This window comes from Amycolatopsis sp. NPDC003865, assembly GCF_053605345.1.
The window spans coordinates 104,351-125,158 of record NZ_JBSGJA010000019.1; the positions used below are offsets into that span (position 1 = coordinate 104,351).

Consider the following 20,808-nt stretch of genomic DNA (forward strand, 5'->3'; position numbering starts at 1 on the left):
CGCGTACGCACGGTGTTGCTGGCGATCCAACCACAGGTCGGAGCCGAGCACACGTGTCCACGCTCCAGGCCGGAGCACGCCTAACACGGAGTTCACGCAGCGCCCGCGGCCACGACACCCCGCCGCAGTGCCTTCACCGCGTCGGCGGCCGCCGCGCCCACCGGGTCGCCCTTGCCGAGCACGTCCCGGATCTGGTCGAGCAGGTCGATCACCTGACGCGACCAGCGCACGAAGTCCCCCGCCGACAGCTCCTGCCCGTTGGCCTCCGCCGCGGTGAGCACCTTCTCCAGCGACTCCCCGCGCGCCCAGCGGTAAACCGGCCACGCGAACCCCGCGTCCGGCTCCCGGGTGCGGTCGAGCCGGTGCCGCCGCTCGTCCTCGGTGAGGTCCACCCACAGCTTCACCGTCTCCTGCCACGCCTCCGGCACCGCACCACCCGGCAGCCGCGCCTCACCGGCGGTGTCCCGCCGCGCTTCGAAGACCAGCGTCGAGACGACCGCGGCCAGCTCGGCCGGCCCGAGCTTGCGCCACACCCCGTGCCGGATGCACTCCGCGGCCAGCAGGTCGGACTCGCTGTAGAGCCGGGTCAGCCGCCGGCCATGCTCGGTGACACGGTCCTCGCCGTCCCCCGCCGACTCCGGCCCCAAGTACCCGCGTTCCCCCAGCAAAGCCAGGATCCGGTCGAACGCGCGCGCCAGCGAGTGCGTCGTCGCGGCGACCTTCCGTTCCAGCTGCTGGGTTTCCGCCGCGAGCCGCTGGTACCGCTCGACCCAGCGGAGGTTCGCCTCGCGCTCGGCCAGCCCGTGGCACGGGTGCGCCCGCAACGCCCGGCGCAACGCCGCCAGCTCGCCGTCCTCGTTCGCCCCGGACCGCCGCTTCTGCCTGCCGGGCAACGAGATCCCGGCGTTCCGCAGCGTCGAGGCGATGTCCCGGCGCGTCTTCGGCGACCGCAGCTCGATGTGCTTGGGCAGCTTGATCCGCCCCAGCGCCTCCACCGGCGCCGGGAAGTCGGCCACCGACAACGGCCCCGACCACCGGTCCTCGGTCACCACCACCGGCCGCGGCTCGCGGATCGGGTCGAGCCCCGGGTCGACGACCACGGCCAGCCCCGCCCGCCGCCCCGCGGGCACGGCGATGACGTCACCCTTGCGCAGCTTCTCCAGCGATTCGGCGGTCCCGGCCCGCCGGGTCGCGGTGTTCTGCCGCGACAACGCCTTCTCCCGCGTCGAGATCTTCGCCCGCAGCTCCACGTACTCGAGCATCTCGTCGAAGTCGCCGGTGATCGCGGCCGAGTACCCCTTCAGGGCCTCCTTGTTCCGCTCGATCCGCCGCGCCGTGCCCACCACCGACCGGTCGGCCTGGAACTGCGCGAACGACTGTTCCAGCAGCTCGCGGGCCTCCGCCGCGCCGACCTGGGCAACCAGGTTGACCGCCATGTTGTAGCCGGGCCGGAACGACGACCGCAGCGGGTAGGTCCGCGTCGAGGCCAGCCCGGCGACCTGCTTCGGGTCGACGCCCGGCTGCCACGCCACGACGGCGTGCCCCTCGACGTCGATCCCCCGCCGCCCGGCCCGGCCGGTCAGCTGGGTGTACTCCCCCGGCGTCAGGTCCACGTGCGCTTCGCCGTTGTACTTGACCAGCCGCTCCAGCACGACCGTGCGGGCCGGCATGTTGATCCCGAGCGCGAGGGTCTCGGTCGCGAACACGACCTTCACCAGGCCGCGGACGAACAGCTCCTCCACGGTCTCCTTGAACGCCGGCAGCAACCCCGCGTGGTGCCCGGCGATCCCGCGCTCCAGCGCCTCTCGCCACTCCCAGTAGCCGAGCACGCCGAGATCGCCCTCCGGCAGGTCCGCCGTGCGCTCGTCGATCACCCGGCGGATCTCCTCGACCTCGCCCGGCCCGTTGAGCCGCAGCCCCGAGCGCACGCACTGGCCCACCGCGGCGTCGCAGCCGGCCCGGGAGAAGATGAACACGATCGCCGGCAGCAACCCGGCCCGGTCCAGCTGCTCGACGACGTCGACGCGCGACGGCGGCCGGAACCGCGGCATCCGCGGCGGCGCGCCCCGGCGGCCGCGCGGGCCGCGGAACCCGGCCGGCGCGTACTGGCGGCCGATCTCCTCGGTACGGCGCAGCAGGGTCGGGTTGATCCGCAGCTCGGCACCGGGCAGGTGGGTGTCCTCCCCGGCGAACAGGTCGAGCAGCCGGTTCCCGACCAGCATGTGCTGCCACAGCGGCACCGGCCGGTGCTCGTCGACCACGACGGTCGTGTCGCCGCGGACCTCGACCAGCCACTCGCCGAACTCCTCGGCGTTGCTCACCGTGGCCGACAGCCCGACGACGCGGACGTGCTCGGGCAGGTGCAGGATCACCTCTTCCCAGACCGCGCCGCGGAACCGGTCGGCGAGGTAGTGCACCTCGTCCATGACGACGTAGCCGAGGTCGGTGATGGTCGAGGAGCCCGCGTAGAGCATGTTGCGCAGCACCTCGGTGGTCATCACGACCACCTGGGCGCCGCCGTTGATCGAGGTGTCACCGGTGAGCAGGCCCACCGCGTCGGTGCCGTAGCGGGCGACGAGGTCGGCGTACTTCTGGTTCGACAGCGCCTTGATGGGCGTGGTGTAGAAGCACTTGCGCCCCTCGGCGAGCGCCAGGTGCACGGCGAACTCCCCGACGACGGTCTTCCCCGCCCCGGTCGGCGCGCAGACGAGCACGCCGTGACCGCCCTCGAGGGCCTCGCACCCGCGGATCTGGAACTCGTCGAACTCGAAGGACGCTTCCGCGGCGAAGCGGGTCAGCTGGGGGTTCTTTCCCCGGCGCGAGGAGGCCGCGTAGGCCTCGGCCGGGGACGGAGAGCTACTGGCCACCTCGTCAGGGTTCCACATGCCCCCGACAGTTCGCACGCCGCGTGACCGTCCCCGCTCCTTGCTTGTTTTGGTGTGACCACTGAGGCGCGGTGGTCACACCAGCCGGCCGCCGTATAGGTCGTTATACACAGGGAACCGGGGTGGGTGCGTCGGCGTCGGAGGCTGCATGACCGAACCGTGTCCGAGCTGCCGGCAGCTGGACCAGGTGCAGCACGTGCCCGCCGTCTACCAGGGCGGGCACTCGTTCTTCCGCGGGCAGGGGCCGACGGTGGCGGTGCCCACCGGGGACGGGCTCGTTTACACGAGCAGCCAGGTCAGCGGGGTTTCGGTGTCGGCGGTGGCCCGGTCGCTGGACCCCTTCCCTCCCCCGCGCCGAGGTGGCGGCCTAGTGGCGGCGGTGATCGCGCTGGCGCTGGTCGGGAGCTGCTTCCTCGCGTTGCCGCTCTCGTCGCTGGACGATCCGCCGCCGGGCGGGGCGCTGGGGATCGCGATGATCTCGTTGCCGGCGTTGTGCGTGTACGCCGCCGCGGGTGTGATGGTCTGGCTGTACGTCCGGCGGGTGCGGGCCCACCGGCGTCAGCGGCGCGGAGTACCGGCGGCGCAGCAGGTGTGGGAGCAGGGCTGGTTCTGCCACCGCTGCGGCGGGGTGTACTTCGCGGACGCCGGACGGCTGCTGACGCCGGCGCACTTCCGGCAGCTGGTGGCGCGCGCCGGCGGCTACGACCGTTAGGCCAGCACGGTCAGCGCGCCCGGGACGCAGCTGACCGTCACCGGCACGGCCCCCTGCGGCTCGCCGTCGGCGTAGGCCGGCCAGCTGTTGCCGGTCAGCGAGACCGACCGGGCGCGCAGCGTCCGGACCGCCGGGTGCGTGAGGTGCTTGCCGGTGCGCAGGCCCGGGAGCATGCGGACGAGGCCGCGGCGGGTCATCGCTCCGACGACCGTCACATCGAAGACGCCGTCCTCGGGATCGGCGGTCGGGCAGACCGGGACGCCGCCGCCGTAGAAGCGGGTGTTGCCGACCGCCACCAGCGTCGCGTCGAGCTCCAGGCGTTCGGTGCCGGTGTCGACCACGACCGGGCGGGAGCGGAACGCGGCCAGCTCGGCGAGGATCGCGACGTCGTAGCGGCGGGGACCGGACGGCCAGCGCATCCGGTTGGCGCGTTCGTTGACACTCGCGTCGAAGCCCGCGCACAGGACCGTCGCGAACCAGGTGTCGCCGACGCGACCGAGGTCGATCCGCCGCCGAGCACCCGACTTCAAGGCCGCCACCAGCGCGTCGACCGCGGGCAGGGGCTCGCCGGGGACGCCGAGGGCGCGGGCGAAGTCGTTGCCGGTGCCGGCCGGGACCAGGCCGAGCGCGACGTCGTGGTTCGCGCAGAACTGGACGCCCTGGTGGGCGGCGCCGTCCCCGCCCAGGACGACCAGGACGTCGAGGCCGGCGTCGTGGGAGGTCCGCATCAGCGCGCGGGACTCCTCGACCGTATTGGCGACCAGCACGTCGAGGCGGTCGACGGCGGTGCGCAGCCGGTCGGCGACGGTGTCGGCGATCCGGGCGGCCGCGCCGTGCCCCGAGGCCGGGTGCACGGCGAGCGCGGCGTGGAGCCCCACTACGTGATGTCGTCGGTGCCGGACGCGCGACCGCCGGACGCGGTCGGCGTGGACGGTTCGTCGTCGATCGTGCTCGGCGTGTAGTGGAACGGCGCCGCTTCGTCGTCGTCGAGCTGGTCCCAGCCTTCGTCGGCGCGTTCCCGGTCCTTCTTGCGGTCGTGGATGCGCGCGAGCTGGATGGACAGCTCGAACAGCACCGTCAGCGCGCCGGCCAGGCCGAGCATCGAGAACGGGTCCGAACCGGGGGTGACGAAGGCGGCGAAGACGAACAGCGCGAACACGATGCCGCGGCGCCACTTCTTCAGCTGCCGGTACTTGACCACGCCGACGCGGTTGAGCATCACCACCAGCAGCGGGAGCTCGAAGCTGATCCCGAAGATGATCAGCAGCGACAGCATGAACGAGATGTACTTGTCCGCGGTCAGGGCGGTGATGAACTCGCCCTGGCCGAAACCCATGAGCAGCTGCAGCGCGTGCGGGAACAGGATGTAGGCGAGCACCGCGCCCGCGGCGAACAGCACCGACGCGAAGCCGACGAACGTCAGCGCGTACTTGCGTTCCTTCGAGTACAGACCCGGAGCGATGAAGGCCCAGATCTGGTACAGCCACACCGGCGAGAACAGCACCGCACCGGCGGCGAGGCCGACCTTGAGCTGGATCATGAAGGCTTCGAACGGCACGGTCTGCAGCAGCTGGCAGCCCTGGGCGCCGTTGAGCCGGCGGTCCGGCGGGATGGCGCAGTAGGGGTCCTTGATGATCTCGCCCAGCGACGGGATCACGCCCACCTTGGTGCTGAACCAGAAGAACCCGACGATGCCGCCGACGACCACGGCGAGCATCGCGAAGCCGAGCCGGCGGCGGAACTCGTAGATGTGCTCGATGAGCGTCATCGTGCCGTCGGGGTTCGTGCGACGGCTGCGCTTGCGCCGCTTCGACCGGCGGCTGGTGCCGTTTCCGGAGGCGGGTTCCGCCACGGGGTGTTCCGTTCTCGTCGGAGTCCGCCGGAGCGCGCCGGACCGGCGCGCTCCGTGGACCAGGGACCGGGTGTGGCCCAGCCGTCAGCTGGCGTTCTTCTGCGGCTGGTCGGCCGCCTGCTGCTTCTTCAGCTCGTCGAGCTGCCGCTGCAGGTCGGCGACCTGCTGGTCGGTCGCGCCGGCGGGGGCCGCGGGAGCGGGCGTGGCCGGGATCTGCTTCGTCTCGACCGGCTCGGCGTCCTCGTGCGAGGTGCTCTTGTCGCCCGCGAGGTCCTTGGTCTCGGCCTTGAAGATCTTCATGGACTTGCCGATCGACCGAGCCGCATCCGGAAGCCGCTTGGCCCCGAACAGCAGCACGACGAGCAGCACCAAGATGATCAAATGCCATCCTTGCAATCCGTTGGCGAACAAGATGGCCTCCTATCTGCGTCTGGTAGGGATGTTACTGGTTTTCCGGTTTCCGGCGGCGCTCCGCGAAGGCGACGCACAGCGCGGCCGACCGCGCGCGGAGCAATCCGGCCCGGTCCTGGGTGTTCGTAGCCACCATGCTTGCGGTCTGCTTGAAACCACGCAAGACCTTGACGGTCCGCACCAGCAGGACCACGAGCACCAGCAGGCCGAGGGCGGTGAGCACGACGGTGGGCAGGTACGGCACGTCGATCACCCTAGTGGTCGCAGGTTGACGGAAGGTGACGGGCTCGGGCCACGGCGTCGGCCGCGCGGCGTCCGACGTCCGAAGCGAGGTCGGCCGGGCTCTCCACCAGCGCTTCTCCGCCGAGGCCCAGCACCAGGCGCACCATCCAGGACTGGTCGGCGTAGCGCATCCGGATCCGCAGCCGGCCGCCGTCGAGCTCGTCGAGCTCCTCGCACGGGTAGTACTCGGCTACCCAGCGTGCGTCCGGGTCGAGGACGAGCACCGCCTCCCGTTGGTCGGGACGCTCGCGGAAGACACCTTCGGAGATGTCGGTGGGGTGGGCGTGCGCGGGCGGGCGCGAGGGCTCGTCGAGGATCGCCAGGTCGTCGATGCGGTCGAGCCGGAACAGCCGGACCCCCTCGGCGCGGCGGCACCAGGCCTCGAGGTAGCCGACCGCCTGGACGATCAGCAGCCGCATCGGGTCGACCGTGCGCTCGGTGATCTGGTCCTTGGACGCGGTGTAGTAGCGGATCCGCAGCGCCCGCCCGTCCTGCAGGGCCCGGGCGACCTCCTCGCGGGTCCGCGCGGTCTTCTTGCCTTCGCGCACCCCGCCGCCGACGACCACGCCGGCCGGCTGGGCCTGCCCGGCGGCGGCCTCGATCTTGGCGATGGAGCGGCGGACGGCGTCGCCGTCGAGCACCCCCGGCGTCTCGGCCAGTGCCCGCAACGCGACCAGCAGCGCGGTCGCCTCTCCGCCGGTGAGCCGCAGCGGGCGGTTCATCCCGGCGTCGTGGGTGACGACGATCGTGTCGCCCTCGAAGGACAGGTCGATCAGGTCGCCGGGCCCGTACCCGGGCAGCCCGCACATCCACAGCAGCTCGAGGTCCTTGCGCAGCTGCTTGGGCGTGACGTCGAAGTCCTGCGCCGCGTCGTCGACGCGGACGCCGGGGCGCGCGAGCAGGTAGGGCACCAGCGCGAGCAGCCTCGGCATCCGGTCGGTGGACCCGCTCACCGGCCGCTCCCCTGCCGGGCCACGACGGCTTCGAGCCGGTCCTGGACGGTCTTGGCCAGCACGTCGGGTTCGAGCACGACGACGTCCGGGCCCTGCGCGGTGATCCAGTCGGCCGCCGACTCGGGGAAGTAGAGCCCGATCTCGACGAGGTCGCCCTCCTCGCCGTCGAGCACGGACCGGCCGACGACGGTCCCGCGCCGGCGGACCCCGGCAGCGCGGCCGTCGGCGACCCACAGCCGCGCGGTGGTCACCGGGGCCGGTTCGGACTCCCCCGTCACCGACACGAGCTTGAGCAGGTTCACGCCCTCCGGGCGCTGCACCTCGCCGGGCTTGCCGACGGTGCGGACCTGGCCGGTGACGCGGGAGAGGCGGAAGCAGCGGGTGGCGCCGCGGTCGCGGTCGTGCCCGACGACGTACCAGCGGGCCCGCCACGACACCACGCCCCAGGGTTCGAGGGTGCGCATGATGCGTTCGGGCGAGCCGCTGCGGCGGTATTCGAAGCGGACGGCCTGGCCGTTCTGCACCGCCGCCAGCAGCGGCCCGAACGCCGGTTCGGCGCGCACCCGCGGCTCGACGACGGTGGGCGCCTGGTCGTCGACCTCCAGGCCGGCGGCGCGCAGCTTCACGAGGGCGCCCTGGGCCTGCCCGGTCAGCTCCGGCGAGTCCCACAGCCGGGACGCGAGCGCGACGGCGGCGGCTTCGTCGGGCGCGAGGTCGATTTCGCCGAGTTCGTAGTCGCGGCGGGCGATGCGGTAGCCCTCGATGGCGTCGAAGGCGGAGTTCCGGCCGGTCTCCAGGGGGATGCCGAGCTCGCGCAGCTCGGTCTTGTCCCGTTCGAACGTCCGGAAGAAGGCGTCGTCGCTGGCCGCGTCGCCGTACCCGGGCACGATGCCGCGGATCCGCTCGGCAGTGAGGTACTGCCGGGTGGACAGGAGGGCCAGTACCAGATTGACCAGCCGTTCGGCGCGTGCGGTGGACACCCGGTAGAGCCTAGCCCGCGCCGCCCGGCCCGATCGTGAGGTCCGGGGTGCGCGCGTCGTAATCGGCGCGGGCGGTGCTGACGGCGTCGAAGTTCGCCTCGGCCCAGTCCTTGAAGCCCGCCATCAGCGCGCGGAGGCTTTCGCCAAGCGGCGTAAGGGAATAGTCGACGCGGACGGGCACCGACGGGGTCACTTCGCGGCGGACGAGCCCGTCGCGTTCGAGCACCCGAAGCGTCTGGGTGAGCATCTTCTGGCTGACCCCGGCGATGCGCCGCGAAAGGTCGCTGTAGCGCTGCGGCCCGTCACCGAGCGCGACGAGGATCAGGCTGACCCACTTGCCGGCGATCTCGTCGAGCAGCTTCCGGGTGGGACAGGCGGCCAGATAGGCGTCGTAGGCGGCCTTTTCGGCTTGGCGCCGCTGTTCCGCCGTGCGCGTGGGCACCGGGCGAACCTCCTGGTGAGGGGGGAACCTGCGAGTGCGTACTTCCCGTTGGAGAGTAGCTCCCCCTACGTTCGCCGGGAAGGTTCCGGTCGGTGAAGGGGAGTTCGATGCGCGCGATCGTGGTCCGGCGGTTCGGGGGGCCCGAGGTGCTGGAGCCGGTGGAGGTCCCGGTGCCGGAGCCCGGTCCGGGACAGGTGCGGATCCGGGTGGCGGCGGCCGCGGTGAACCCGGTGGACCTGGCGACCCGGGCGGGGCTGCTGACGGCGACCGGGGTGATCCCGCCGCGGGAGGTGCTCGGGCTGGGGTGGGATGTGGCCGGGGTGGTCGATGCGGTCGGCGGGGCGAGCGGGACCGGCGACCGGCCTGGCGAGAGGGCGCCCTTCCGCGTCGGGGATGCCGTACTCGGGCTGCGCGACCGCATCGCCCTCCCCCTCGGCGCCTACGCCGAGCAGATCGTCCTCGACGCGTCGGCGGTCGCGCTTGCGCCCGTCGGCATGTCCCCCGTCGAAGCGGCCACCCTCCCCCTCAACGCCCTCACCGCCGCCCAGGCGCTCGACCTCGTCGAAACCGGCGGGACCGTCCTGGTCACCGGCGCGGCGGGCGCGGTCGGCGGCTACGCGGTCACCCTCGCCCGCGCGCGGCGGCTCCGCGTGGTCGCCGTCGCCTCCGCGGCCGACGAGACCCTCGTCCGCGGCTTCGGCGCGGACGAGTTCCTGCCCCGCGGCCCGGCGCTGGGCGACCGGGTCCGCGCGCTCGTCCCGGGTGGCGTGGACGCCGCCCTCGACACCGCGCTCCTCGGCCTCGACGCGCTCGACGCGGTCCGGGGCGGCGGCGAGTTCGTCGCCTTCGCCGCCGGCGCCGCGCCGATCCCCCTGCGCGGGATCCGCGTGCGGAACGTGTGGATCCGCGCCGACGGCGACCGGCTCGCCGAGCTGGCCCGCCTCCTTCCGCCGCGGGTGGCCGGCGTGCTGCCGTTGCCGGAGGCCGCGGCCGCGCACGAACGGCTGGCCGCGGGCGGGCTGCGCGGCAGGCTCGTCCTGACTCCCTAGCCTGGAGCCATGGATGATCGCGTACTTCTCGTCACCGGTGCCTCGCGCGGCCTGGGCGCCGCCACGGCGCGGCTGGCCGCCGCCTCCGGGTTCAAAGTCGCTCTCGTGGCTCGCCAGGCCGAGTCCGTCGCCTCTCTCGCCGCCGAACTCGGCGAGGACAACGCCCTCGCGCTCGGCGCCGACGTCGGCGACTGGCCGGCCATCTCCGGTGCCGTCGAGCGGGCCGTCGAGCGGTTCGGCCGGCTCGACGCGGCCTTCGCCAACGCCGGGATCGGCATCGGGACGTCGTTCTTCGGCGACGACGACCCCGACCCGCGGGCCTGGGAGGCGATGGTCCGCACGAACGTCCTCGGCGCGGCCTACACCGCCCGCGCCGCGCTGCCCGCCCTGCGGGAGTCGGCCGGGCACCTGCTGATCACCGGGTCGGTCGCCGGCCGCTACATCCGCAACGCCAGCCTGTACTCGGTGACGAAGTGGGCCGTCACCGGAATGGCCGGCGCGATCCGCGAGGAGGCCGTCGGCACCGGTGTGCGCGTCACGCTGATCAACCCCGGCATCACCGACACCGACATCCTCACCGACGAGCAGCGCGAGAAGCCGCACCTCGAACCGGACGACATCGCCCGCGCGGTGCTCTACGCGCTGTCGCAGCCACCCTCGGTGGACGTCAACGAGATCATGGTCCGCCCGACCGGCCAGGGGCTCTAGCGAAGCCGGCCCACGCGGCCCTGGGCACCGCTCGCCCAGCAGCTCGCCCCGGCGCAGTCGACGCTGTCGAAGCTGCCGGTGTCGAACGACGTCCAGTGCCGGCCACCGTCCGGGCTGTAGTCGCTGCCGCCCGGACCGACGGCGAGCAGCGTCCCGCCGCGCCAGGCCACCCCGGAGCGGTACCCGGCCGGGTACCGCTCCGGGGTGCGCCAGGTCCGGCCGGCGTCGCCGGTCAGCGCGACGGCCGGGCCGGGCGCCGTGGGGTTCGCGAAGTCGCCGCCGATCGCGACGCCGTGGCGCGGGTCCCGGAACGCGAGGGCGAACACGCCGGCCGACGGGCTGCTCGGCAACGGCGTGTCGGAGACGCTCCAGTGGCGGCCGCCGTCTCCGGAGTGCAGGACGCGGGCGGTCGCGCCGCCGCCGGTCGCGAGCCACGCGTCGAACGGCCCGGCCGTGGTGAGGCACTGCCCGCTGGCCGCGAACCCGGCCTCACCGGGCAACGCGGGTGGGAAGCCGCTGTCGGGGACCTGCCGCCAGCTCCGGCCGCCGTCGAAGGTGGCCTGGACGCGGAACCGCCCGTCGACCGGGTCGCTCATCGCGAGCCCGCGCCACGGGTCGAAGAACGCCAGGCAGTCGAAGAACGCCGCGGCGTCGGTGTTCTGGAAGGTCTGGCGCCAGTGCGCGCCGCCGTCGTCGGTCCGGTAGACGCGCGAGTCGGTCCCGGGCCCGATCGACAGGACCACGGCGTGCTCGGCGTCGAAGGCCTCGACGTCGCGGAACTGGAGGGTCCCGGTGTCCGGCGGCCCCACGGACTTCCAGGTGGCACCGCCGTCGGTGGTGCGCAGGACGGTCCCCTGGGTGCCGCTGACCCACGCCACCCGCGCGCTGACGGCGGACAGACCGCGGAACTGGGCGGTCACGCCGGTCGGTTTCAGCTCCCACACCGGCCGGTGTTCACCCGCCGACGCCGGGGCCGCGAGGGAGACCAGCAGGGCGCAGACGAGCAGCACGACACGCATGCGGGAGATCCTCCCGCACCCGCCCGGCGACTTTCGTAGGGAACACCGGGCGGGCGGGGCGGGTCAGAGCGAGCTGATCAAGCGCTCCACGCGCTCGTCGACCGAGCGGAACGGGTCCTTGCACAGGACCGTGCGCTGGGCCTGGTCGTTCAGCTTCAGGTGCACCCAGTCGACCGTGAAGTCGCGGCCGGCGGCCTGGGCGGCGGCGATGAAGTCGCCGCGCAGCTTCGCCCGCGTCGTCTGGGGCGGGGTGTCCTTGGCCGCCTCGATCTCGCCGTCGTCGGTGACCCGGCGGACCAGGCCCTTGCGCTGGAGCAGGTCGAAGATGCCCCGGCCGCGGCGGATGTCGTGGTAGGCGAGGTCGAGCTGCGCGATGCGCGGGCTGGAGAGGTCCAGGTCGTGCTTGTGCCGGTAGCGCTCGACCAGCCGGTGCTTGATCGCCCAGTCGATCTCGGTGTCGATCTTGCCGAAGTCCTGCTGCTCGACCGCGTCCAGCGCCCGGCCCCACAGCTCGACGACGCGCTCGTTCGCCGCGGTCGAGCCGTTGTCCTTGATGTGCTGGACGGCGCGGGCGTGGTACTCGCGCTGGATGTCCAGAGCCGAGGCCTCGCGCCCGCCGGCCAGCCGCACCTGGCGGCGGCCGGTGAGGTCGTGGCTGATCTCGCGGATCGCCCGGATCGGGTTGTCCAGGGTGAAGTCGCGGAACTGGACACCGGCCTCGATCATCTCGAGGACCAGGTTCGCCGAGCCGACCTTGAGCATGGTCGTCGGCTCGGCCATGTTCGAGTCGCCCACGATGACGTGCAGGCGCCGGTAGCGCTCGGCGTCGGCGTGGGGCTCGTCGCGGGTGTTGATGATGGGCCGCGAGCGCGTGGTCGCGCTCGAGACGCCCTCCCAGATGTGTTCCGCACGCTGGGAGAGGCAGTAGACCGCGCCGCGCGGGGTTTGCAGCACCTTGCCGGCGCCGCAGATGAGCTGGCGGGTCACCAGGAACGGCAGGAGCACGTCCGCGATCCGCGAGAACTCACCCGCGCGGGTCACCAGGTAGTTCTCGTGACAGCCGTAGGAGTTGCCCGCGGAGTCGGTGTTGTTCTTGAACAGGAAGATGTCGCCGCCGATGCCTTCGTCGGCGAGCCGCCGTTCGGCGTCGACGAGCAGGTCCTCGAGGATCCGCTCCCCGGCCTTGTCGTGCGTGACCAGCTGGACCAGGTCGTCGCACTCGGCCGTCGCGTACTCGGGGTGCGAGCCGACGTCCAGGTAGAGCCGGGAGCCGTTCGACAGGAAGACGTTCGACGAGCGTCCCCAGGACACGACCCGCCGGAAGAGGTAGCGCGCAACCTCGTCGGGCGAGAGCCTGCGCTGTCCGTGGAAGGTGCACGTGACCCCGAACTCGGTCTCGATGCCAAAGATCCGCCGCTGCATCCCACCAGAGTAGGCGCTGCACCCCCTCCGACGGTGCGCCGTTCGGGCGTCGACACGCCCCCGGTATGCCACAGACGGTGAAATCTCCCCGATTCAGGCACGATTGGAGCACTGCTCTTGACGACTTGGGGAAGGCGACTCCTTGACACACCAGCTGATCCAGGCCTTCCGGCGGGTCGGGCGGACCGACCGCGCCCTGATGCGGCGCACCGCCGCCCTCCCGGCCACGAAAGCCGACGACGCGCTGATGGCGCTGTCCAGATCGGCGAACAAGTCCCGGCTCTGGTGGGGCGTCGCGGGGCTGCTCGCCATCCAGAAGGGCCCGACGCGGCGCGCGGCGCTGCGCGGGGTCGTCGCGATCGCCGGCGCCAGCGCCGCGGCCAACCTCATCGGCAAGCCGCTCTTCCCCCGCCGCCGTCCGGCCGAGGAAGAGACGCCCGTGCGCCGCCGCCTGCGGAAACGCCCGACGTCGTCGTCGTTCCCGTCCGGCCACTCCGCCTCCGCGGCGGCCTTCGCGACGGCGGTGGCCCTGGAGTCGCCGCGAGCCGGCCTCGCCGTGGCGCCGCTGGCGCTGGCCGTCGCCTACTCCCGCGTCCACACCGGGGTCCACTGGCCCTCCGACGTGGGCGTCGGCCTGGGCATCGGGGTCGGCGTCGGCCTGGCGACCCGGCACTGGTGGCCGCTGCACGACGACGTCCCGGCCCGTACCGCCCACGACGCGGACGCGCCGGAGATGGTCGACGGTGACGACATGCTGGTGCTGGTCAACCCGAAGTCCGGGATCGACGGCCAGGACCCCACCGAAGACGCCCGCAGCGCGTGGCCCAAGGCCGAGATCCTCTACCCGGACCCCGACCAGGGCCTGATCGACCAGCTCGAGAACGAGATCGACGCCCGCGGGACGGTCCGCGCGCTCGGTGTCGCGGGCGGGGACGGCACCGTGGCCGCGGTCGCGGCGGTGGCCGCGGAACGCGACCTGCCGCTGGCGCTGATCCCGGCGGGCACGCTCAACCACTTCGCCCGCGACGTCGGCGTCACGTCCATGCCCGACGCCGACGCGGCGACCGAAGTCGGCAACGCGGTCGGCATCGACCTGGGCGAGGTCGAGATCGACGGCGGCGACGGCACCGCGCACCGCTGGTTCGTCAACACCGCGAGCCTCGGCGGCTACCCGGAGATGGTCCGGCTGCGCGAGAAGCTGCAGCAGAAGCACCCGAAGTGGCCTTCGGCCGCGATCGCGCTCGCGCGCACGCTGCGCCACGCCCGGCCGCTGACCGTGCGGCTCAACGGCAAGCGCACGCAGGTCTGGCTGCTGTTCGTCGGCAACGGGACCTACGCCCCGAAGGGCTTCGCGCCCAGCCGGCGGCCCGCGCTCGACACCGGCCTGCTCGACGTCCGGTACCTGCGGGCCGACCTGCCCTACTCGCGGGCCCGGTTCCTGCTGGCGATGGTCACCCGCAGCCTCGCGGCCAGCCACGTCTACCAGGAGCTGGACGTGGCCGAGCTGGACGTCGAGCTGCTGGACGGCCACCGCCGCGTCGCCACCGACGGCGAGGTCGGCCCGCTCGGCAACCGGTTCCGCTTCCGGTCCCGGCCCAGCGCGCTGACCATCTACCGCCCTTAAGAACTCTTTACCTTTTCTCAACGAACCCACAGCGTCCCCTGGCTAGCGTCTTGATCGAGATGCGGGCGACCCTGCCCGCGGCCGGGGGACGAGCGGGGGTTCGATGGACGGGCACGGCCTGGCGAGCGGCATCCACCGGGCCGCCACCGACCCGGTGCTGCCCGGCGACATCACCGCGCGCGCCCGCGACCTGGGCCCGTTCGAGTCGCCGCTCATCTGGCTCGCCTTCGCCTCGGCCGCCGTCGCGGTCCTCGCCGCCGTCATCGCGCTGTGGCACCGGCGCCGGACGCGCCGCTGGGGCTTCACCGCCTTCGGCGTCCTGCTGCTGCTCGCGGGAGTCACTGCCCTGAACAGCTACGTCGGGTACGTGCGCACCTCCGACGACCTCGCGCGCCTGCTCCAGAAGGGACCCGGCGTGGTCAACCTCGCCGGGCGCCTGCTCGACGACGGCAAGGAAGCGCCGTCGGACTCGGACTCCACGGTGTCGCGCCCGGGCGCCGGCACCGCGGCCGCCGGGCAGCGGATCGACGTGGTGAACCTCCCCGACCCCGCGCACGGCGTCCCGTCCGGCAGCAACTACGTCATCCTCCCGCCGGGCTACGACGCCGACGCGGCCCGTCGCTACCCCGTCGTCTACCTGATCCACGGCTACCCGTTCGGCGGCCCGCGCGACTGGCTGACCTCGGGCGACGCGCCGGGGACCCTGCTGGCCCTGCAGCAGGCGAACGTGATCGAGCCGATGATCGTGGTGAGCGTCGACCTGACGGCCGGGGTGCCCAGCACGGACTGGGAGTGCCTCGACGTCCCGGGCGGCCCGCAGCTGGAGACCTACCTGGCGCGCACCGTCGTCCCCGCCATCGACCAGCGCTACCGGACCGTGGCCGACCGGAACCACCGGGCCCTGGGCGGGATGTCCGGCGGCGGCTTCGGCGCGTTGAACATCGGCCTGCACCACGTGGACGAGTTCGGCACGCTGCTGATCGCCCTCCCCTACGACGACCTGAACGACTCGGTGGGCGTCCTCGACGGCAACCGCGCGGCGATCGCGGCCAACACCCCGCGCCGGTACCTGCCGACGATGTCCTTCCCGGCGCCGATCTCGGTGATGCTGGCGGTGGGCACGGGCGCCCCGACCGACGTGACGACGGCACGTCGGATCGCGGAGGCGCTGCACGCCCGCGGCCAGGAGGCGGTGGTGCACGCCGAGCGCGGGTTCAACCACACGTGGCACACGGCGCGGGCGACGTTGCCTTACCTGCTGGCGTTCGCGGACCAGAACTTCCGGGCTTCTCCTGCGGTGTCGTGAGGCCTGGGCGGGCTTCGGCCGCCCAGTCGTTTTCAAAAGATGTCCTCGCCGGACGGGCAGGCTCTGGGATGGCCTCGGCCTTCGTGGGTTTGTTGCGTTCTCGGGTGGGCCGCTGGTGGTCATCCCGTCGCCTGATTGAGGCCTATCACTTTGAGCCAGGCCCGCAAGGTTGCGTTGTCACCTCGCTTCTTGCGGGTGGGTTGCGGGCCTGGCTCAAAGTGATTTTTGCGGCCTCAGGCGACGGGATGACCACCAGCTCCTTTGACTGGGTGGGGCCGGGGTGCCTTTGGTCATCGTCCTTCGGGGTGCGAAAAACGGGGCGGGCCTACCGGCCGCGCCCCGTTTCTGAAGATCCTTACTCGCCTTCCGGCTTGCTCTCCGGCTCCTCGCCCACCGGGTCCGGCACCGGCAGCAGCGCGTCGAGCGCTGTGCCCGTCAGGCGGCGGAACGCCCGGCGCGGGCGGTCGCGGTCCAGCACCGCCACCTCCAGCTTGATCGGGTCGGCTTCGCCGTTGCCGTTCGACGCCGACGAAGACGACGCCGCCGACGATGAGGAGGACGAGGAACCCGACGTCGTCGCGGCCGGCTGGCTCGGGGCGCGCAGCGCGGCCACCGCCACGCCCAGCGCCGCCTGGAGGTCCAGGCCGTCCTCGAACGTCTCCTTCAGCTTCGCCGCGATCTTCTCGTTCTGGCCGCCCATCACGACGTACTGCGGCTCGTCGAAGATCGACCCGTCGTAGGTCAGCCGGTACAGCTGGTCCTCCGCCGAGCTCGCGCCGACCTCCGCCACGCAGACCTCGACCTCGAACGGCTTCAGCTGCTCGGTGAAGATGCTGCCCAGCGTCGCCGCGTACGCGTTCGCCAGCGCCCGCGCGCTCACGTCGCGGCGGTCGTACTGGTAGCCCTTGAGGTCCGCGTGCCGGATGCCCGCCACCCGAAGGTTCTCGAACTCGCTGTAGCGCCCGACCGCCGCGAAGCCGATCCGGTCGTAGATCTCGGACACCTTGTGCAGCGTGGCCGAAGGGTTCTCCGCCACGAACAGCACGCCGCCCGCGTACTTCAGCACCACCACGCTCCGGCCGCGCGCGATCCCCTTGCGCGCCAGCTCGGAACGCTCCCGCATCAACTGCTCGGGAGAGGCATACAACGGCATCGTCACGGTGTGCGCTCCAGGTCTTCCGGTGTTGCCACGTTCACTGGTTCTCCGCCCGCGTCAGGAAAGCCGGCGCTGCTGGCGCTCGATCCGCCCCGCCACCACGGCTTCCGCGACCGCGGCGGTCTCGGACTCCGACAGCTGCACGGCGCCGTGCTCGGCGGTGATCGTCACGACGCTCGGGAAGATCCGGCGCACCAGGTCCGGCCCGCCCGACGCGGTGTCGTCGTCGGCCGCGTCGTACAGCGCCTCGACCGCGACGCGGATCGCGCCCTCGGCGTCGGCGTCCGGGTCGTGCAGCTTCTTCAACGCGGATTTCGCGAACAGCGAACCCGAGCCGATGCCCGCGTAGCCGCCGTTCTCCTCGTACCGCCCGCCGGCGGCGTCGTAGGACACGATCCGGCCGGCGTGCTTGGCGTCCTCGGCCTCCAGGTCGTACCCCACGAACAACGGGATGGCCGCCAGCCCGGCCATCGCCATCTCGAGGTTGCCCTTGACCATCCCGGCCAGCTTGTTCGTCTTGCCGTCCAGCGACAGCGAAACGCCCTCGATCTTCTCGTAGTGCGCGAGCTCCACGGCGTACAGCCGCACCATCTCCACGGCCAGCCCCGCCGTGCCCGCGATGCCCACCGCCGAGTACTCGTCGGTGACGTGCACCTTCTCGATGTCCCGGCTCGCGATCAGGTTCCCCGACGTCGCCCGCCGGTCACCCGCGATCAGCACGCCGCCGGCGAACGTGCAGGCCACGATCGTGGTCCCGTGCGGCACGCCCAGCTCGGCCGCGCCCGGCGCCACCTTCCGCTGGGGAAGCAGCTCAGGCGCCTGCTCGCGCAGGAAGTCCGAAAACGACGACGTCGCCGACGAGAAGTACGCGGCAGGCAGCGCGGGACCCGAGATGCCCCTGGTGTTGTCCATACGTGCTCAAAAATCCCATCTGTGCGGGCCGGTTTTGTGCGGGCCCGAGCCCCGCGTGCGGCCAGCCGTCACGCGGAGCCCCGGCCGCCGGCTGAACGGTCGGCAAGGGCGCGGAGCCCGAGCGGCTTACTCGCCGCCCTTCTGCACGTAGGCCCGGACGAAGTCCTCGGCGTTCTCCTCGAGCACGTCGTCGATCTCGTCCAGGATCGTGTCGACGTCCTCGCCGAGCTTTTCGCGCCGCTCCTGACCCGCCGCGCCGGTGTCGTCGAACTCCTCGTCGGAGTCACCACCGCCGTGCTTTTCGATCTTTTCCTGGGCCATCTCGCCTCCCGGTCTGGCTGATGTTTCCTAGCCTACCCAGCAGCCCCGACATTCGGGGCAACGCCGCGATCGCTGGTGCGTCACGCCTAGTCCGAACCGGTGAGCGCCTCCACCAGGTCCTCCGCCGTCGCCGACTCGTCGAGCAGCTTGCCGACGTGCGCCTTCGTCCCCCGCAGCGGCTCCAGGGTCGGGATCCGCACCAGCGACTCCTTGCCCACGTCGAAGATGACCGAATCCCACGACGCCGCCGCGATCGAGGTCGCGTACTTCTCCAGCGCCCGGCCGCGGAAGTAGGCCCGCGTGTCCGACGGCGGCGTCGTCACCGCGGCCAGCACCTCTTCCTCGGTGACCAGCCGCTTCATCGACCCGCGCGTCACCAGCCGGTTGTAGAGGCCCTTCGCCAGCCGCACGTCCGAGTACTGCAGGTCGACCAGGCGCAGCCGCGGCGCGCCCCAGGCCAGCTGGTCCCGCTGCCGGTAGCCCTCCAGCAGCCGCAGCTTGGCCGGCCAGTCCAGCCGGTCCGCGCACTCCTGCGGGTCGCGGGCCAGCGCGTCCAGGACCTCGCCCCAGACCCGCAGGACCTCCTTCGACGCCTCGTCGGCGCCGGTGCGCTCGAGGTTCTGCGACGCGATCTCGTGGTAGGCGAACTGCAGGTCCAGCCCGGTGTACTTCTTCCCGTTCGCCAGCGCGACCTGCGTCTTCAGCGTCGGGTCGTGGCTGATCTGGTGGACGGCCTTGACCGGCTCGTCCAGCTTCAGGTCGTCGAACCGGATGCCCGACTCGATCAGGTCCAGCACCAGCGCCGTCGTCCCGACCTTCAGGTACGTCGAGTACTCCGACATGTTCGCGTCGCCGATGATGACGTGCAGCCGCCGGTACTTGTCCGCGTCCGCGTGCGGCTCGTCGCGGGTGTTGATGATCCCGCGCTTGAGCGTCGTCTCCAGGCCGACCTCGACCTCGATGTAGTCCGCGCGCTGGGAGAGCTGGAAGCCGGCTTCCTCGCTCTGCTGGCCGATCCCGACCCGGCCCGAGCCGGTCACGACCTGCCGCGACACGAAGAACGGCGTCAGCCCCGCGATCACCGCGGTGAACGGCGTCGACCGGGCCATCAGGTAGTTCTCGTGCGTGCCGTAGCTCGCGCCCTTGCCGTCGACGTTGTTCTTGTACAGCTGCAGCTGGGGCTGGCCGGGCACGGACGCCGCCTTGAGTGCGGCCTCCTCCATGACCCGCTCCCCCGCCTTGTCCCAGATGACGGCGTCGCGCGCGTTCGTCACCTCGGGCGCGGAGTACTCCGGGTGCGCGTGGTCGACGTACAGCCGCGCGCCGTTGGTCAGGATGACGTTGGCCGCGCCGAGGTCCTCGACGTCCGGGTCGTGGCCCGGCCCGCCGGGGCCGGTCAGGTCGAACCCGCGCGCGTCGCGCAGCGGCGACTCCACCTCGTAGTCCCACCGCGCCCGCCGGGCCCGGGGGATGTCGGCCGCGGCCGCGTAGGCCAGCACGACCTGGGTCGAGGTGAGTACCGGGTTCGCCGTCGCGTCGCCCGGCACGGAGATGCCGTACTCGACTTCGGTTCCCATGATCCGCCGCATGTCCACCACCCTACGGGGTCGTCCTAGTGGAACGATGCACCCATGCCAGGCAGTGACGAACTCGTTGCCCTCTATGACCAGGCCGGCTCCGTCGTCGGTTCGACGACCCGGTCACGGGTCCGCGCGGAGGCGCTGTGGCACGCCGCCGGCGTCGTGCTGGTCCGTTCGGGTGACGGCAGCGCCGTCTACGTGCACCTGCGCACCGCGGGGAAGGACGTGTTCCCTTCGACCTGGGACTGCTGGGCCGGCGGCGTGGTCGCCGCGGGCGAGACCCCGGCCGAGTGCGCCCGCCGCGAACTGGCCGAAGAGCTCGGTGTCCACGGAGTGGACCCCGTCCCGCTGTTCACCAAGGTCTACGACGACGGCCGCAACCGCTGCCACAACTTCGCCTTCGAGGTCCGCTGGGACGGCCCGATCCGCCACCAGGCCGAAGAGATCGCCGAAGGCCGCTGGATCCCGCTCCAGGACCTCCGCGCGTGGGTCGACGATCCGGCGCCCGAGCTGCCGTTCATCCCCGACGGCCGCGAGGGCGTCCAGGAGTGGTTCCGCCGTTACGGCTGAGCCGCGAGTTTCGCCGCCATCGCGGGCAGCAGGCGCTTGGCGGCGTCCACGGCCCGCGTCCCGGTGCTGGCCGAGACCGTCAGCTCGGACACGAGCCTTCCCTTGGCCAGCAACACCGTGCAGGTCTTGCCGTCGGACCAGGCCTGCTGCCGCTCGACCCCGGGCTGGACGGGGACGCTCACCGTCTTGCCCGCGCACTCGTTCTCCGCGACCGCCTGGGCGGCCGAGGAGTCCGCGAACGCCACGACGCGGTGGCTCAGCTCCGACCCGCTGGGGTAGCGCCAGGTCGTGGTCCGGCTGCCCGCCGACGGCCCGTCCGCCAGGCAGCCCGCGACCTCGCCCGAGCCCGGCTGCACGCCTTCCTCGGCGACATCGGCGTCCGACAGCAACGCCCGCTGGGCGACCAGCCCGAAATCGGGGGCCGCCGGCGTCGCCGGGACCACCTGCGCGCGGTTCACCGGCGCTTCCGAGGTGACCGGGGCCGGCGACGTCGGAACCGGATCGTCGTAGTACGTCTCGAGATTGTTCGGGTCGGGCCCGTCACAGGCCGTGAGGCCCGCCAACGCGACCGCGGCCAGGGCGATCACCTGCCGATGACGCACTTGCTCCGGCCTCCTGTCGTCC

21 protein-coding genes are annotated in these 20,808 nt (G+C 72.4%); 6 read left to right on the plus strand and 15 right to left on the minus strand.

Translation table 11 applies throughout. From position 1 onward, the window contains the following. Nucleotides 1–92 precede the first annotated feature (92 nt). A complete protein-coding gene (locus tag ACWEVP_RS36190) occupies nucleotides 93–2,867 on the minus strand; it encodes a DEAD/DEAH box helicase (RefSeq protein WP_452067077.1) in 2,775 nt (924 codons plus the stop codon). Between the two features lie 166 nt (nucleotides 2,868–3,033). Here ACWEVP_RS36190 and ACWEVP_RS36195 point away from each other — a divergent pair, with 166 nt between their 5' ends. Beyond that, entirely contained in the window at nucleotides 3,034–3,597 is a 564-nt protein-coding gene (locus tag ACWEVP_RS36195) for a hypothetical protein (protein WP_452067078.1), read from the plus strand. Here ACWEVP_RS36195 and ACWEVP_RS36200 read toward each other — a convergent pair. The 7 genes from ACWEVP_RS36200 to ACWEVP_RS36230 all read right to left on the minus strand — a co-directional run bounded on the left by ACWEVP_RS36200 (nucleotide 3,594) and on the right by ACWEVP_RS36230 (nucleotide 8,517). Continuing rightward, nucleotides 3,594–4,475: a diacylglycerol/lipid kinase family protein gene (locus tag ACWEVP_RS36200; protein WP_452067079.1), complete on the minus strand. Its 882-nt coding sequence runs from the start codon at nucleotides 4,473–4,475 to the stop codon at nucleotides 3,594–3,596. The genes ACWEVP_RS36195 and ACWEVP_RS36200 overlap by 4 nt on opposite strands. Continuing rightward, nucleotides 4,475–5,449, minus strand: a complete 975-nt coding sequence (tatC, locus tag ACWEVP_RS36205; protein WP_452067080.1) for a twin-arginine translocase subunit TatC — start codon at nucleotides 5,447–5,449, stop codon at nucleotides 4,475–4,477. The genes ACWEVP_RS36200 and tatC overlap by 1 nt, the downstream gene beginning before the upstream one ends. A gap of 84 nt (nucleotides 5,450–5,533) precedes the next feature. Next, entirely contained in the window at nucleotides 5,534–5,860 is a 327-nt protein-coding gene (gene tatA, locus ACWEVP_RS36210; protein ID WP_452067081.1) for a Sec-independent protein translocase subunit TatA, read from the minus strand. Nucleotides 5,861–5,891: 31 nt separating this feature from the next. Beyond that, nucleotides 5,892–6,104, minus strand: a complete 213-nt coding sequence (locus ACWEVP_RS36215; protein WP_452067082.1) for a bacteriophage holin — start codon at nucleotides 6,102–6,104, stop codon at nucleotides 5,892–5,894. A gap of 10 nt (nucleotides 6,105–6,114) precedes the next feature. Next, a complete protein-coding gene (locus tag ACWEVP_RS36220; protein WP_452067083.1) occupies nucleotides 6,115–7,095 on the minus strand; it encodes a helix-turn-helix transcriptional regulator in 981 nt (326 codons plus the stop codon). Further along, entirely contained in the window at nucleotides 7,092–8,075 is a 984-nt protein-coding gene (locus tag ACWEVP_RS36225) for a helix-turn-helix transcriptional regulator (protein WP_452067084.1), read from the minus strand. The genes ACWEVP_RS36220 and ACWEVP_RS36225 overlap by 4 nt, the downstream gene beginning before the upstream one ends. Before the next feature lie 10 nt (nucleotides 8,076–8,085). Continuing rightward, nucleotides 8,086–8,517: a winged helix-turn-helix transcriptional regulator gene (locus ACWEVP_RS36230; RefSeq protein ID WP_452067085.1), complete on the minus strand. Its 432-nt coding sequence runs from the start codon at nucleotides 8,515–8,517 to the stop codon at nucleotides 8,086–8,088. A gap of 107 nt (nucleotides 8,518–8,624) precedes the next feature. On the opposite strand from ACWEVP_RS36230, the gene ACWEVP_RS36235 reads away from it, so the two are divergent. Beyond that, nucleotides 8,625–9,566, plus strand: coding sequence for an NADP-dependent oxidoreductase (locus ACWEVP_RS36235; RefSeq protein ID WP_452067086.1), 942 nt, complete (start codon nucleotides 8,625–8,627; stop codon nucleotides 9,564–9,566). A 9-nt stretch (nucleotides 9,567–9,575) separates the two neighbouring features. Then, nucleotides 9,576–10,274, plus strand: a complete 699-nt coding sequence (locus tag ACWEVP_RS36240; RefSeq protein WP_452067087.1) for an SDR family oxidoreductase — start codon at nucleotides 9,576–9,578, stop codon at nucleotides 10,272–10,274. Here the strand turns inward: ACWEVP_RS36240 and ACWEVP_RS36245 are convergent. Further along, nucleotides 10,271–11,293: a WD40/YVTN/BNR-like repeat-containing protein gene (locus ACWEVP_RS36245; RefSeq protein WP_452067088.1), complete on the minus strand. Its 1,023-nt coding sequence runs from the start codon at nucleotides 11,291–11,293 to the stop codon at nucleotides 10,271–10,273. The genes ACWEVP_RS36240 and ACWEVP_RS36245 overlap by 4 nt on opposite strands. 63 nt (nucleotides 11,294–11,356) lie before the next feature. After that, nucleotides 11,357–12,715, minus strand: a complete 1,359-nt coding sequence (gene pafA, locus ACWEVP_RS36250) for a Pup--protein ligase (RefSeq protein WP_086681172.1) — start codon at nucleotides 12,713–12,715, stop codon at nucleotides 11,357–11,359. Between the two features lie 199 nt (nucleotides 12,716–12,914). On the opposite strand from pafA, the gene ACWEVP_RS36255 reads away from it, so the two are divergent. Together ACWEVP_RS36255 and ACWEVP_RS36260 are read left to right on the plus strand one after the other, a co-directional pair. Then, on the plus strand, nucleotides 12,915–14,339 hold the full coding sequence (locus ACWEVP_RS36255; protein WP_452067191.1) for a phosphatase PAP2 family protein: 1,425 nt from the start codon (nucleotides 12,915–12,917) through the stop codon (nucleotides 14,337–14,339). A 103-nt stretch (nucleotides 14,340–14,442) separates the two neighbouring features. Further along, the gene (locus tag ACWEVP_RS36260) at nucleotides 14,443–15,645 is read left to right on the plus strand and encodes an alpha/beta hydrolase (protein WP_452067089.1); all 1,203 of its coding nucleotides are present in this window, start codon (nucleotides 14,443–14,445) and stop codon (nucleotides 15,643–15,645) included. Nucleotides 15,646–16,000: 355 nt separating this feature from the next. On the opposite strand, the gene prcA is transcribed toward ACWEVP_RS36260, so the two are convergent. The 4 genes from prcA to dop form a co-directional block, all read right to left on the minus strand. Then, the gene (gene prcA, locus ACWEVP_RS36265; protein ID WP_452067090.1) at nucleotides 16,001–16,804 is read right to left on the minus strand and encodes a proteasome subunit alpha; all 804 of its coding nucleotides are present in this window, start codon (nucleotides 16,802–16,804) and stop codon (nucleotides 16,001–16,003) included. 54 nt (nucleotides 16,805–16,858) lie between these two features. After that, nucleotides 16,859–17,713 (minus strand): proteasome subunit beta, encoded by an 855-nt coding sequence (gene prcB / locus ACWEVP_RS36270; protein ID WP_452067091.1) that lies wholly within the window; start codon nucleotides 17,711–17,713, stop codon nucleotides 16,859–16,861. Between the two features lie 126 nt (nucleotides 17,714–17,839). Further along, nucleotides 17,840–18,034, minus strand: coding sequence for a ubiquitin-like protein Pup (locus tag ACWEVP_RS36275; protein WP_013226725.1), 195 nt, complete (start codon nucleotides 18,032–18,034; stop codon nucleotides 17,840–17,842). Between the two features lie 86 nt (nucleotides 18,035–18,120). Continuing rightward, a complete protein-coding gene (gene dop, locus ACWEVP_RS36280) occupies nucleotides 18,121–19,623 on the minus strand; it encodes a depupylase/deamidase Dop (RefSeq protein ID WP_452067092.1) in 1,503 nt (500 codons plus the stop codon). Nucleotides 19,624–19,665: 42 nt separating this feature from the next. Here dop and ACWEVP_RS36285 point away from each other — a divergent pair, with 42 nt between their 5' ends. Continuing rightward, nucleotides 19,666–20,184 carry an NUDIX domain-containing protein gene (locus tag ACWEVP_RS36285; RefSeq protein WP_452067093.1) on the plus strand — a complete coding sequence of 173 codons (519 nt, stop codon included), beginning with the start codon at nucleotides 19,666–19,668 and terminating at the stop codon, nucleotides 20,182–20,184. Here the strand turns inward: ACWEVP_RS36285 and ACWEVP_RS36290 are convergent. Beyond that, nucleotides 20,175–20,786, minus strand: a complete 612-nt coding sequence (locus tag ACWEVP_RS36290) for a hypothetical protein (protein ID WP_452067094.1) — start codon at nucleotides 20,784–20,786, stop codon at nucleotides 20,175–20,177. The genes ACWEVP_RS36285 and ACWEVP_RS36290 overlap by 10 nt on opposite strands. Nucleotides 20,787–20,808 lie beyond the last annotated feature (22 nt).

Excerpts from the sequence above, each read along its gene's own strand:
- ACWEVP_RS36195 (WP_452067078.1), top strand. The coding sequence starts at position 3,034 with ATGACCGAACCGTGTCCGAGCTGCCGGCAGCTGGACCAGGTGCAGCAC.
- ACWEVP_RS36235 (WP_452067086.1), top strand. The coding sequence starts at position 8,625 with ATGCGCGCGATCGTGGTCCGGCGGTTCGGGGGGCCCGAGGTGCTGGAG.
- ACWEVP_RS36240 (WP_452067087.1), top strand. The coding sequence starts at position 9,576 with ATGGATGATCGCGTACTTCTCGTCACCGGTGCCTCGCGCGGCCTGGGC.
- ACWEVP_RS36245 (WP_452067088.1), bottom strand. The coding sequence starts at position 11,293 with ATGCGTGTCGTGCTGCTCGTCTGCGCCCTGCTGGTCTCCCTCGCGGCC.
- pafA (WP_086681172.1), bottom strand. The coding sequence starts at position 12,715 with ATGCAGCGGCGGATCTTTGGCATCGAGACCGAGTTCGGGGTCACGTGC.
- ACWEVP_RS36255 (WP_452067191.1), top strand. The coding sequence starts at position 12,915 with ATGCGGCGCACCGCCGCCCTCCCGGCCACGAAAGCCGACGACGCGCTG.
- ACWEVP_RS36260 (WP_452067089.1), top strand. The coding sequence starts at position 14,443 with ATGGACGGGCACGGCCTGGCGAGCGGCATCCACCGGGCCGCCACCGAC.
- prcB (WP_452067091.1), bottom strand. The coding sequence starts at position 17,713 with ATGGACAACACCAGGGGCATCTCGGGTCCCGCGCTGCCTGCCGCGTAC.
- ACWEVP_RS36275 (WP_013226725.1), bottom strand. The coding sequence starts at position 18,034 with ATGGCCCAGGAAAAGATCGAAAAGCACGGCGGTGGTGACTCCGACGAG.
- dop (WP_452067092.1), bottom strand. The coding sequence starts at position 19,623 with ATGCGGCGGATCATGGGAACCGAAGTCGAGTACGGCATCTCCGTGCCG.
- ACWEVP_RS36285 (WP_452067093.1), top strand. The coding sequence starts at position 19,666 with ATGCCAGGCAGTGACGAACTCGTTGCCCTCTATGACCAGGCCGGCTCC.